13 protein-coding genes and 1 tRNA gene are annotated in these 11,672 nt (G+C 68.5%); 9 read left to right on the plus strand and 5 right to left on the minus strand.

Features of this window, described 5'->3' with window-relative positions:
• Positions 1 to 3 precede the first annotated feature (3 nt).
• On the plus strand, positions 4 to 1,152 hold the full coding sequence (locus tag OO71_RS03560) for a PQQ-dependent sugar dehydrogenase (protein WP_033288145.1): 1,149 nt from the start codon (positions 4 to 6) through the stop codon (positions 1,150 to 1,152).
• Here OO71_RS03560 and OO71_RS03565 read toward each other — a convergent pair.
• Entirely contained in the window at positions 1,139 to 1,861 is a 723-nt protein-coding gene (locus OO71_RS03565) for an SDR family NAD(P)-dependent oxidoreductase (RefSeq protein ID WP_033288146.1), read from the minus strand. The two genes, OO71_RS03560 and OO71_RS03565, sit on opposite strands and share 14 nt — an antisense overlap.
• Positions 1,862 to 1,891: 30 nt before the next feature.
• Here OO71_RS03565 and OO71_RS03570 point away from each other — a divergent pair, with 30 nt between their 5' ends.
• Genes OO71_RS03570 through OO71_RS03580 form a run of 3 tightly spaced genes read left to right on the plus strand, consistent with a single transcriptional unit; the run spans position 1,892 to position 3,196 of the window.
• Positions 1,892 to 2,425, plus strand: coding sequence for a MarR family winged helix-turn-helix transcriptional regulator (locus tag OO71_RS03570; RefSeq protein WP_033288147.1), 534 nt, complete (start codon positions 1,892 to 1,894; stop codon positions 2,423 to 2,425).
• A 10-nt stretch (positions 2,426 to 2,435) separates the two neighbouring features.
• Positions 2,436 to 2,828, plus strand: coding sequence for an NUDIX hydrolase (locus tag OO71_RS03575; protein WP_211260433.1), 393 nt, complete (start codon positions 2,436 to 2,438; stop codon positions 2,826 to 2,828).
• Positions 2,828 to 3,196 carry a VOC family protein gene (locus OO71_RS03580; RefSeq protein WP_033288149.1) on the plus strand — a complete coding sequence of 123 codons (369 nt, stop codon included), beginning with the start codon at positions 2,828 to 2,830 and terminating at the stop codon, positions 3,194 to 3,196. Before OO71_RS03575 ends, OO71_RS03580 begins: the two co-directional genes overlap by 1 nt.
• Before the next feature lie 3 nt (positions 3,197 to 3,199).
• Here the strand turns inward: OO71_RS03580 and OO71_RS03585 are convergent, their stop codons facing one another.
• Both OO71_RS03585 and OO71_RS03590 read right to left on the minus strand, forming a co-directional pair.
• Positions 3,200 to 3,790 carry a TetR/AcrR family transcriptional regulator gene (locus tag OO71_RS03585; RefSeq protein ID WP_033288150.1) on the minus strand — a complete coding sequence of 197 codons (591 nt, stop codon included), beginning with the start codon at positions 3,788 to 3,790 and terminating at the stop codon, positions 3,200 to 3,202.
• Positions 3,791 to 3,895: 105 nt separating this feature from the next.
• On the minus strand, positions 3,896 to 4,855 hold the full coding sequence (locus OO71_RS03590; protein ID WP_033288151.1) for an acyl-CoA desaturase: 960 nt from the start codon (positions 4,853 to 4,855) through the stop codon (positions 3,896 to 3,898).
• Between the two features lie 197 nt (positions 4,856 to 5,052).
• Here OO71_RS03590 and OO71_RS03595 point away from each other — a divergent pair.
• The 4 genes from OO71_RS03595 to OO71_RS03610 all read left to right on the plus strand — a co-directional run bounded on the left by OO71_RS03595 (position 5,053) and on the right by OO71_RS03610 (position 9,413).
• Positions 5,053 to 5,124: transfer RNA gene (locus OO71_RS03595), tRNA-Gln, on the plus strand.
• Positions 5,125 to 5,213: 89 nt separating this feature from the next.
• On the plus strand, positions 5,214 to 6,893 hold the full coding sequence (locus tag OO71_RS03600) for a GGDEF domain-containing protein (protein WP_051790971.1): 1,680 nt from the start codon (positions 5,214 to 5,216) through the stop codon (positions 6,891 to 6,893).
• Between the two features lie 46 nt (positions 6,894 to 6,939).
• Positions 6,940 to 8,436: a bifunctional UDP-N-acetylglucosamine diphosphorylase/glucosamine-1-phosphate N-acetyltransferase GlmU gene (glmU, locus tag OO71_RS03605; RefSeq protein ID WP_033288152.1), complete on the plus strand. Its 1,497-nt coding sequence runs from the start codon at positions 6,940 to 6,942 to the stop codon at positions 8,434 to 8,436.
• A complete protein-coding gene (locus tag OO71_RS03610; protein WP_033288153.1) occupies positions 8,433 to 9,413 on the plus strand; it encodes a ribose-phosphate diphosphokinase in 981 nt (326 codons plus the stop codon). The genes glmU and OO71_RS03610 overlap by 4 nt, the downstream gene beginning before the upstream one ends.
• Positions 9,414 to 9,465: 52 nt before the next feature.
• Here OO71_RS03610 and OO71_RS03615 read toward each other — a convergent pair whose 3' ends face one another.
• Positions 9,466 to 9,891 carry a pyridoxamine 5'-phosphate oxidase family protein gene (locus OO71_RS03615; RefSeq protein ID WP_033288154.1) on the minus strand — a complete coding sequence of 142 codons (426 nt, stop codon included), beginning with the start codon at positions 9,889 to 9,891 and terminating at the stop codon, positions 9,466 to 9,468.
• A 213-nt stretch (positions 9,892 to 10,104) separates the two neighbouring features.
• Here OO71_RS03615 and OO71_RS03620 point away from each other — a divergent pair, with 213 nt between their 5' ends.
• Positions 10,105 to 10,977: a TIGR03621 family F420-dependent LLM class oxidoreductase gene (locus OO71_RS03620; RefSeq protein WP_033288155.1), complete on the plus strand. Its 873-nt coding sequence runs from the start codon at positions 10,105 to 10,107 to the stop codon at positions 10,975 to 10,977.
• On the opposite strand, the gene OO71_RS03625 is transcribed toward OO71_RS03620, so the two are convergent.
• On the minus strand, positions 10,913 to 11,578 hold the full coding sequence (locus OO71_RS03625; protein ID WP_033288156.1) for a TetR/AcrR family transcriptional regulator: 666 nt from the start codon (positions 11,576 to 11,578) through the stop codon (positions 10,913 to 10,915). The two genes, OO71_RS03620 and OO71_RS03625, sit on opposite strands and share 65 nt — an antisense overlap.
• Positions 11,579 to 11,672 lie beyond the last annotated feature (94 nt).

Raw genomic sequence — 11,672 nt, forward strand, 5'->3', positions numbered from 1 at the left:
CGTATGCGCCACGTCGCTCTGCTCGCGTCGGTCCTCGCCCTGGCTGTGAGTGCCTGCTCCACCCCGGCCCCGGCCGCACCGTCGCCACACCGGTTCGTCGTGCAGGAGGTCGCGCACGGCCTCGAACACGGCTGGGATGTCGGCTTCCTGCCCGATGGTTCCCTGCTCGTACCGCAGCGCCCCGGCAAGCTCGCGCTGGTCCACAACGGCCGGGTCACCGACGTCCGCGCCGATTTCTCCGACGTGCTCGTGCAGGGCGAAGGCGGTCTGATGGGCATGGTCCTGGCCGCGGACTTCGCGTCGTCGCGCGAGTTCACCACCTGCCAGACGCATCAGGAGAACCGCCAGGCGGTGGACGTCCGGCTGGTCACCTGGCGGCTCGCGGACGACGGGGCCGCCGCGACCAAGGTCCGTGACCTGCTCACCGGCCTTCCGGTGAACCCGAGCGGACGGCATTCCGGCTGCCGTCCGACGCTGGCTCCGGACGGCGCGCTGCTGGTCGGCACCGGCGACACCGCGCGGGCGTCGGTGGCGCAGGACCGGCACAGCCTTGGCGGCAAGGTGCTGCGGATCAACGCGAAAACCGGGGAACCGTTGCCCGGCAACCCCTTCCTCGCGTCCGCGGACCCGAACGAGCGGCGGATTTACACCTACGGGCACCGGAATGTGCAGGGCGTCGCGATCCGGCCGGGTACCGGTCAGGTGGTCACGTCCGAGCACGGGCCGACGTTCGACGACGAGGTGAACCTGCTGCAGGCAGGCGGAAACTACGGCTGGGACCCGTCGAAGGGCGGCACCGGCACCAGCTACGACGAGAGCGTGCCGATGACCGACACGAAACGGTTCCCGGACGCGGTGAGTCCACTGTGGACTTCCGGCTCGATCACCGAGGCGACCAGCGGTGACGCATTCCTCACCGGGAAGCAGTGGGGTCCGAACGAGGGCGCGCTGGCCGTGGTGGCGTTGAAGGGGCAGAAGCTCCTGCTGCTGCACCTCGACGCCAATGCGAAGGTCACGAATGTCACGCTGCCGACGGAATTCGACGACAAGTTCGGCCGGTTACGCGCAGTCCGAAGTGCCCCGGACGGTTCGCTGTACGTGACGACTTCCAATGGCAGCAATGACAAGCTGCTGCGCGTCACCCCCGGCTGACATACGCACCACCGTTCACGTGGAGCACCTGACCGGTGACGTGCCCGGCCTCCGGAGACGCCAGGAACCGCACCACCTCGGCAATGTCTTCCGGACGGCCGGCGCGTTTCGTCATCGTGTTCCCGATCAACGTTTCCTGCCGTTCCGCGGTGAGCTTTCCGTGGAAGAATTCGGTGTCCACGACCAGCCCGGGCGCGACGATGTTCGCGGTGATCCCGCGCGGTCCGAATTCACGGGCTACCTCGGCATTCCACAGTTCCAGCGCGGCCTTGGACCAGCCGTACGAACCCGCGCCGGTGCGCGCCGCAATCGACCCGATCGTGACGACCCGGCCCTGGTCAGCCAGCCGATCCCGAAGCCCGGCAGTGACCAGCGCGGCGGTGAACAAATTGGCCCGCAGGTTGGCCAGCCAAGCAGTTTCCAGCGCCTTCAGATCCGCGCCGTCTTCCCGCTCGAAATCGGTGTTCCCACCAGCATTGTTGACCAGCACGTCGACTCGATCCGGCAACTGCGCGCAAGCCGCCTCGACCGCCTCGGGATCTCCCGCGTCGAAACTCACGGCCCGCGCGCCAAGCAACGCCGCCGCTTCGGTGAGCACGCTTTCCCGGCGCCCGGTGACGGTGACCCGATCCCCCTCGCGGACAAACGCCGCCGCAATCGCGTACCCGATTCCGGCACTACCCCCGGTCACCACGATTTCCCGGTTCATCACCACATCCTTTACTGCTAAAGTATCCCCGTGGACGACGTTACCGGCGCCGGGGAAAACCCGTCAAGCGACGAGGTCGACGAAATCCAGCGGGCGTGGCAGCGGGAACGGCCGGGCACGCCGGTGTCGTCGATCGGCGTGATCACGCGGATCTGGCACATCGCGAAGCTGCTGGAAGACGACCGGCGCGCGACCATGCTGGCGCTGGGCATGGACGCGTCAACCCGCACGTTGCTGAGCACCCTGCGCCGCGCCGGGCCGCCGTACCGGCTCACCGCGGGCGAGCTCGCGAAGCGCTGCCGGGTCAGCCCCGGCGCGATTTCCCAGCAGACCGCCCGCGCCGAGCGTGACGGTCATGTGCGACGGTCGAAGTCCACTTCGGACCGTCGCACGGTGTACGTGGAGCTCACCGCCGCGGGGCACGCCTTGATCGAGCGAACCGTCGGGGATCTGCTGGAGCACGAGGAAACCCTCGTCTCCGCGCTGACGCCGGACGAGCGGGAACAACTGGCCGGGCTGTTGCGCGTGCTGCTCGCGGACCTGGACCGGCGGGCGCGGCGGTAGGGTGGCGGACGTGATCGACAAAGTCGCCTGGCTGCACGTCGTCGACGGGCGGCTCCTCGCCGCGCGCTCGGCGGGCAAGGACACGTGGTACCTGCCCGGCGGGAAGCGCGAGGAAGGCGAGACGGACGTCGATACGCTGGTCCGCGAGATCGGCGAGGAGCTGAGCGTACGGCTGGATCCGGAAACCGCGCGACCGGCGGGGGTATGGGAGGCGCAGGCGCACGGCCGCGCGGACGGTGTCGTGGTGCGGATGACGTGCTACACCGCCGATTATGCAGGCGAACTGGCACCGAGCAGCGAAATCGCGGCGATCAGCTGGCTCACGCACGCCGACCGGGATCGAGTGTCGGCCACCGTCCGGCTGATCCTCGACGACCTGCACACCCGGGGAGACCTGACCTGATGCTGCGACTCGGATACCCGGTCGTCGGAGTCACGGACGTCGAGCGGGCAGTGCGGTTCTGGACCGAAGCGCTCGGGCTCGTCGAATCAGCGGAATGGGCGGGCGCCGAGTGGCGCACGCTCGAGTATCCCGGTGGCGGGCGCGCGCTGTGCCTGATGCCGAGCGAGTCACCCGCCGAACCACACCCGCGGCTGCAGCTTGACCTGGTGGTGGACACCGCGGACGAGCAGCGGATCGAGGCAGAGCGGCTCGTCCGGCTGGGCGCGAAGCGGGTCGAGTGGGAGCTGTACCCGCCGGACCCGGACTTCGTGGTCCTCGCCGACCCGGACGGCAACCTGTTCTGCATCGTGGATCTGAGCCACGGTTGAGGTTCAGCCGAGCAACCGGGGCTTGTTCTCCAAGTGGGACAAGCCATTCCAGGCAAGATTCACCAGATGCGCGGCCACCTCGTCCCGCTTCGGCTTACGCGCGTCCAGCCACCACTGCCCCGTGAGCGCGACCATCCCGACCAGCGCCTGCGCGTAAAGCGCCGACAGCTTCTCCTCATACCCCCGGGCAGCAAACTGCTGCGCGAGAATGTGCTCGACCTGGCTGGCAATGTCATTCAGCACCGTCGAAAACGTGCCCGTGGAACTGGCCACTGGCGAATCGCGAACCAGAATGCGGAACCCGTCGTGCGAATCCTCGACGTAACTGAGCAACGCGACCGCCGCCTGCTCCAGCATCACTCGCGGGTGCCCGCCGTGCAGAGTCGACACCATTCGGTCGAGCAGGAGCTGGGTCTCGCGGTCCACGACGACGGCGTAAATGCCTTCCTTGCCCCCGAAATGCTCGTAGACCACCGGTTTGGACACGTTCGCCCGCGCCGCGATCTCCTCGACCGACGTGCCGTCGAACCCCTTCTCGGCGAACAGCGCCCGCGCCACGTTCAACAGCTGCTGCCTGCGCTCGCTGCCGGTCATCCGCACTCGGGCGACCGCCGTCGCCGGACGCGTTCCGGCGACCGCTGCCTCTCGCTTGGCCCGTCGTCTCCCCGCCATTGGCAGGAGCGTAGTCGTGGTGGGTGCTTACTCGCCGTCCGCCGCGATGCGGGCCAGCCGCTGCGGGGTCGGCCAGCGCACGTCGTGCACCCAGCCGAACTTCTCGAAGATCCAGATCAGCCGCGCCGACATGTCGATCTGGCCGCGTTTCACGCCGTGCCGGGCCGAGGTCGGGTCGGCGTGGTGGAGGTTGTGCCACGACTCCCCGAAGGAGAAGATCGCCAGTGGCCAGAAGTTCGCCGAGCGGTCGCGGGCGGCGAACGGGCGCTCGCCGATCATGTGGCAGATCGAGTTCACCGACCAGGTCACGTGGTGCAGCACGCAGACCCGCACGAGCCCGGCCCAGAAGAACGCCGTCACCGCGCCCCACACCGACCACGAGATCAAGCCGCCCAGCAGCGCCGGCAGGAACAGGCTCACCAGGGACCAGAGCCAGAACAGGTCGTCGACCTTGCGGATGGCCGGGTCCTTCACCAGGTCCGGGGCGAACCGCCCCTGGTTGCTCTTGTCGCGCTCGAACAGCCAGCCCATGTGCGCATGCCAGAAGCCCTTCGCGATGGCCAGCGGCGACGTGCCGTACGCCCACGGCGAATGCGGGTCGCCGTCGCGGTCGGAGAATGCGTGGTGCCGCCGGTGGTCGGCCACCCAGGTGATCACCGGGCCCTGCAACGCGACGCTGCCGGCGATCGCCATCACGACCCGCAGCCACGGCTTGGCCTTGAACGAACCGTGCGTGAAGTACCGGTGGTACGCGACCGTGATGCCGAGCCCGCTGATGCCGTAGAACACGACGAACAGCACGACGTCCAGCCAGGTCAGCCCCCACCCCCAGGCGAACGGCACGGCGACCAGCAGCGCGACGATCGGCAGCAGCACGCCGAAGTACACCGACAGCTGGACCCCGACCGAACGCTGTCCTTCGATGATCGGCTTGGGACCCTTCGGCGGGTCGCCTGCTGACTGGGAACGGTCGAGGGTGGCCGTCATGCGCTCACTTCTTTCCTCTCACAACCCCTGACAAAGGGTGCCCTTACCTACGGAGTCGTAAGTTACGGTACAGCAGGTTCCGGGCCCTGTGGAGGCCCGAAAAGTCCGATTCCCAGGTACCCGCGGCGGCGCTGTGGCGCACGCCTCCCCCTCCTGCGACCCGTGCCCACGATCATCGCTATCCTGACCAGGTCCGATCCGCCGTAGTGTAATCGGCAGCACTTCAGATTTTGGTTCTGACAGTTCAGGTTCGAATCCTGGCGGCGGAGCTGCACATCCGGTGAGGCGATGGGAGTGGGGGCGGCTGAGCGAGGAAGCGAGTGACCCCGCGGGTGCCCGTCGCCCGACCCTTGTCGAGATGTCCGACGCGTGGCTGGTCGGTCGCGCGCGGGAACTCATCGCGGCCGTCCAGCGCCAGAACCACGAAAGCCAGCTCGAGATCGTCGCGATCATGGACGAGCTGCTCGAGGAAACGCTGCGCCGCGGGGAACCCACGCTCGTCGCCCAGCTGCTGCGCGCGTCCGCGTTCTCCCGGCTGGTCACCCGCGGGCTGGCCGCCGAGGCCGAACCGCGGCTCGACGAGATGCTCGCGCACACCCGCCGGCACGGCCTTTCGCTGCTGCGCGCCGACGCGCACGCGCTGCGCGGCCGCCGTCTCGTGCTCGCCGCGCAGGAGGACGCCGCGCTCACCGAGATCGCCCGCGCGCTCGCGATCCTCGACGACTCCACGATCCCGGACCGCCAGGTCGGCATACGCAACTGGAACCGGATGCAGTCGATGGCGCTCATCGACTGCTGGATCGTGCTCAACCAGCTCGGCGTCTACGAGGCCGCCGAGGAGGTGATCGGCCGCGCGCACCAGGCGATCCGGGAAAGCGCGAGCCCGCACGAGATCACCCTGCAGCTGATAAACCGGGTCAAGATGCTGCTCGGCTGGGGGCTGCGGCTCGAGCGTATCGAGCAGTACGACGAGTCGGCCGAGAAGTTCCGCACCGCCGCGTCGATGGCGGTGGCCGCCGAGGGACCGTTCGCCGAATCGCTGTTCCCGCGCCGGACCGGCGTCTCCGCGGTCGACCAGGTCGGCGTGCTCGCCGCCGCGCTCGCGCTGCACAACCCGGCCGCCGAACACGTCGAACGCTTGCAGAGCATGCACCTCGGCCACCACTTCCCGCACGAGCAGGAGCTGGTCGCCATTGCCCTGGCCCGCTGCCTCGACCAGGCAGGCCGCCGCGACGAGGCACTGCAGGTGCTGGCGGACACCCGCGACATGCTGGCCGCGGACGTCTCGCAGCCGTCGATGCGGCTCACCGTCGCCCGCGAGCTGGCGCGGCTCGATCCGGAAGCCGCGAGCCCGTCGCTGATCGACTACGCCACGGCGCTGGAAACGGAAATGTGGACGCTGCGCGAATCGCAGATCGCCACGCTGAACGCGCGTCGCGAGCATGAACGGCTGTCGGCCGAGCACGGCGCGATGACCCAGCAGGCGTTGCAGGATCCGCTCACCGGTCTCCCGAACCGCCGCGCGCTCGACGAACGGCTGCGCTCGCTGGCGTCGTCGGCGGATGCGCAACCGCTTGCGGTCGCGCTGGTCGACCTCGACGGCTTCAAGGGCGTCAACGACAAGCAGTCGCATGCCGAGGGCGACAACGTGTTGCGTGTCGTCGCGAGCACGCTGCGCGACGCATTGCGCGGCGACGACGTGGTGGCGCGCTACGGCGGTGACGAGTTCATCGTGCTGCTGCCCGGCGCGCCCGCTTCCGCGGCGAAGATGGCGCTCGGCCGCGCGGCCAAGTCCGTCGCGTCGCTGCCGCATCACCTTTCGCACGGCGTCACGCTGTCCATCGGGCTGGTTTCGCTGCGTCCGCAGGAGCGGGCCGAACAGGTGCTCGCCCGCGCAGATGCGGCGATGTACCAGGCGAAACGCGACGGCGGCAACCAGGTCGCATCGGCCAACTCGATGGCCGGTGACGGGGCGGGCGGCTGGCCCGGTGAACCCGCCCCGACCGACCCCGCGTGGAGCTCCGAGGACCCCACGTAGGATCGTTGCCTGACGTCGACCGCATCGGTGAATCGTTGGGAGTCTCGTGAGCGGCCCGCTGAGCACGCTGATCCTCGCCGCGGGTGAGGGCACCCGCATGCGTTCCTCCACACCGAAAGTGCTGCACCCGATTGCCGGAAGGCCGCTGGTGGAACACGCCGTGCGCGCGGCCGCCGGGCTTTCGCCGCAGCACCTGGTAGTCGTGATCGGGCACGGCCGCGACGCCGTGCGCACCGAGCTCGACCGGGTCGCCGGTGTGCTCGGCCGCGAGGTCACCACTGCGGTGCAGGAGGAGCAGAAGGGCACCGGGCACGCCGTGTCGTGCGCGCTGCACGAACTGCCCGAAGGACTCACCGGCACCGTGGTCGTCACGTATGGCGACGTGCCGCTGCTGGACACCGAGACCATGGCCGCTTTGCTTGCCGAACACGGCAAAGCGGGCAATGCAGTCACCGTGCTCACTGCCCAGGTCGCCGACCCGGCGGGCTACGGCCGCATCGTCCGCGACGCCGACGGCTCGGTCGCCGCGATCGTCGAGCACAAGGACGCCACCCCCGAGCAGCTGGCGATCACCGAGATCAACTCGGGCGTGTACGCGTTCGACGCGGCGGTGCTCACCGACGGCCTGTCCCGGCTGTCCACGAACAACGCGCAGGGTGAGCTTTACCTCACCGACGTCCTCGGCATCGCCCGCGAGGACGGCAAGGGCGTCGGCGCGCTGGTGGTCGACGACCCGTGGGTCACCGAGGGCGTGAACGATCGCGTGCAGCTTTCCGTGCTCGGCGCGGAGTACAACCGCCGCATCGTGCGCCGCTGGCAGCGCGAAGGCGTCACGGTCACCGATCCGAACACCACGTGGATCGAGGCGGACGTCACCCTCGCCCCCGACGTTCTGATCGAGCCGAACACCCAGCTCAAGGGCCACACCTCGGTCGGCGAAGGCGCCGTGGTCGGCCCCGACACCACGCTCACCGACGTCCGCATCGGCGCTGGAGCTTCGGTGGTCCGCGTGCACGCTTCGGATTCAGAGCTGGGCGACGGCGTGAACGTCGGCCCGTACACGTACCTTCGCCCGGGCACCAAGCTCGGCGCCAAGGGCAAGCTGGGTGCGTTCGTGGAGACGAAGAATGCGGACATCGGCGTCGGCACCAAGGTGCCGCATCTGACCTACGTCGGCGACGCAACTGTCGGCGATCACAGCAACATCGGCTGCTCCAGCGTGTTCGTGAACTACGACGGGGTGCGCAAGCACCACACGTACGTCGGGTCGCACGTACGCCTCGGCGCGGACAACACGCTGGTCGCGCCGGTGCGGATCGGGGACGGCGCTTACAGTGGAGCCGGTGCGGTGATCCGCGACGACGTCCCGCCGGGCGGACTGGCGCTGTCGGCCGGCCCCCAGCGCACCATCGAAGGCTGGGCGGTCCGGCGCAGGCCGGGAACGCCCGCGGCGGAGGCGGCGGAAGCTGCCCTTGCCGCCCAGCAGCAGGACACCGTTGTGTCCGAGTCAGCAGCAGGAACCGACGGGGAGTCGCCAGCATGAGTCCGAAGCAAGGTACGCCGAAGAAGAACCTGATGCTCTTCTCCGGACGTGCGCACCACGAGCTCGCGGAAGAGGTCGCCAAGCACCTCAACGTGACGATCACCCCGCAGACCGCGCACACCTTCGCGAACGGCGAGCTGTTCGTGCGGTTCGAGGAGTCGGTGCGCGGTACCGACGCGTTCGTGATCCAGGCACACACCACGCCCATCAACGAGTACGTGATGGAGCAGCTGATCATGGTGGACGCGCTCAAGCGCGCGAGCGCCAAGCGGATCACCGTGGTCATGCCGTTCTATCCGTACGCGCGCCAGGACAAGAAGCACAAGGGCCGCGAGCCGATCTCGGCACGGCTCATCGCGGACCTGTTCAAGACCGCGGGCGCCGACCGGATCATGACTGTCGACCTGCACACCGCGCAGATCCAGGGCTTCTTCGACGGCCCGGTGGACCACCTGATGGCGCAGTCGGTGCTCGCCGACCACATCAAGGCCACCTACGGCAACGCCGACATCACGGTGGTCTCCCCCGACTCGGGCCGCGTGCGGCTGGCCGAGAAGTGGGCGCAGCAGCTCGGCGACCGCCCGATCGCGTTCATCCACAAGACGCGTGACCCGGACAAGCCGAACCAGGCCGTGGCCAACCGCGTGGTCGGCAAGGTCGAAGGCAAGCTGTGCGTACTGATCGACGACATGATCGACACCGGCGGCACCATCGTGAAGGCCACCGAAGCCCTGCTCGAGGAGGGCGCCGCCGACGTGGTGATCGCCACCACGCACGGCATCCTCTCCGACCCGGCCACCGAGCGGCTCTCGCAGTGCAAGGCCCGCGAAGTGATCGTAACGAACTCCCTCCCAATCCCGGACGAGAAACGCTTCCCCGGCCTCACGGTGCTGTCCATCGCACCGATGCTCGCGGAAGCAATCCAGCAGGTCTTCGAGGACGGTTCGGTCACCTCCCTTTTCGACGGCGCCGCCTGAAGCTGACTCGTGGGTGTTTATGCCGGTTCCAGCCGGGATAAACACCCACGAGTCACACGGATCCCATATCGGCGGACAACCACCTCTCCGGCCGCAGGTGGATCGCGATCTGCTCCCCGATCTGTGTGCGCTCGTACTCGACGTAACCCGCGACCTTGTCGGCAGGCAGGTACCGCGCCGCCATTTCCCACGACAGCTCGTGGCTGCCCGGCCGCGTGCGGATCACCGGGCCCTCCACCGACACGTACCGCACCGTGGGCGAGACCCGTTGCACCATCAGGCTGAACCGCCCGGCCGCCTCGATCGCCTTAGCTTTGCGCGACCCCGGCTGCGTGAGCACCCACAGCTCACCGCCCGGCGCGTACTGGTACCACATGGGCACTGTGAGCGGCGCCCGGTCGGGCCGCTCGGCCACGGACAGCGCACCGATGTGCGGCTCGGCGAGAAACTGTTCCCGTTCTTCGATCGACAACACCATGCCTGCGACGGTAACGACGGGGTACGACAAAACCGGTACACCACGACCCCAATGCCACATTGGGTGCGTCAGATGCACCCAACGCCACATTCGCTGCACCCTACGCACCCAATGTGGCATTCGGTGCGTCGCATGCACCCAACGCCATATTCGGGTGTCCGCCGGTGGCGAAAGGAGATGCGCCACCCGTTCGTGTCTCGCTAGCGTCACGGCATGGGGAAATTCGAGTTCGGCGTCAGCCTGTGGCATCCGACCAGCGGCACTGACTGGACCGCGAAGTGCCGCCGCGCCGAAGAACTGGGGTACGAGCACCTCACCGTGCCCGACCACCTCGGACCTGGGCGACCGGCGCCGTTTCCCGCGCTCGCCGCTGCGGCCGCGGTGACCGAGCAGGTGAAGGTCGGCACCCTGGTGTCCAACGTTCCCTTTTACAACCTCGCGCTCTTCGCCCGTGACGTCGCCACCACCAACAAACTCACCGACGGCCGGTTCGAACTCGGCCTCGGCGCCGGCCACATGAAGCACGAGTTCGACGACGCCGGTCTGCCGTGGCGCAACGCCGCCGACCGGATCGCTTATCTCACCGAGGGTTTGGCCGAGTTGCGCACCCGCGTCGCCGACGAGGGCGGGATGCCGCGGTTGCTGATCGCGGGGAACAGCGACGGCGTGCTGCGGCTTGCCGCGGAACAGGCGGACATCGTCGGTTTCGCCGGGCTGCGCCAGGAGCGCGGCCGCCCGCCGGGCACGTTCGTGCTGGACAACGCCGAGGCGCTGGACGAGCGGGTCGCGTATTTCCGTACGCTGGCCGGTGCTCGCGAGGTGAACTACAACATGCTGATCCAGCGCGTGGTCGTCACCGATGACCGACGCGAGGCCGCCACCCAATGGCATGCCGAGACCGAGGAACGTACCGCAGCAAGCATCGCCGAAGTGCTTGAAGCGCCGCAGCTTCTCTTCGGCACCGTGGACGAAATGGTGGCACAGCTGGTAAATCGACGGGAGCGGTACGGGTTCTCCTACTTCACCGTCTTCGAACCGATGATGGAGACGTTTGCTCCGGTGGTGGCTGAGCTGCGAGGCCGCTGACCTTCGCGACCGCGTCCCCGGCGATCAACGTGAGCACGCGCGCCAGCAGACCGTCCGGCACCGATTCGTCGTCGATGTCGGCCTCCACGGCCAACCCGTTGCTGAGCGCGAGCAAAACCACGGCGAATTCCTGAGCAGGCAACGGAAGTTCGAGGTCCAGCCCCTCGGCGAGCCGATCGAGTGCCCGCGCAATCGTGTCCCGGACCTCCCGGCGGCGTCGGCGCAACGCGTCCCGCCGCCGGTCGTCGTGGTGCGCCATCGCGAAGAACTCGGCCAGCAGCCGGTGCCACACCGCGTCCGTGCGCATTTCGTGCATCAGCACGGCGGCGACGTTCGCCAGGCCCGCACCACCGTCGTCCGCTTCGGCGAACCCGGCGAGACTCGCCTCCAGCCGATGCGCGGCGTGCTCCTCCATCAACGCGAGCACCAGCTCGTCCTTCGACGCGAAACTGGAGTAGACCGCACCCTTCGTGAGCCCGGCCGCGGCCGCCACCTCGGTCAGCTTCGTGGCGGCAATGCCCTGGTCCCCGAACACCGTGAAGGCAGCGTCGAGAATGCGCCGCCGGGTCTCCGCCCGCGTCGGCCGCGTCCGGCCGTTCATCGACTTCTCCCTCATCCGGGGCTTGACACCGCCCGAGCCAACTCAATACCTTCAGGTATCCAATACCCGCGGGTATCCAGTGTCAAGGAGATCT

This window comes from Amycolatopsis jejuensis (genome assembly GCF_000717335.1).
Taxonomy (GTDB): domain Bacteria; phylum Actinomycetota; class Actinomycetes; order Mycobacteriales; family Pseudonocardiaceae; genus Amycolatopsis; species Amycolatopsis jejuensis.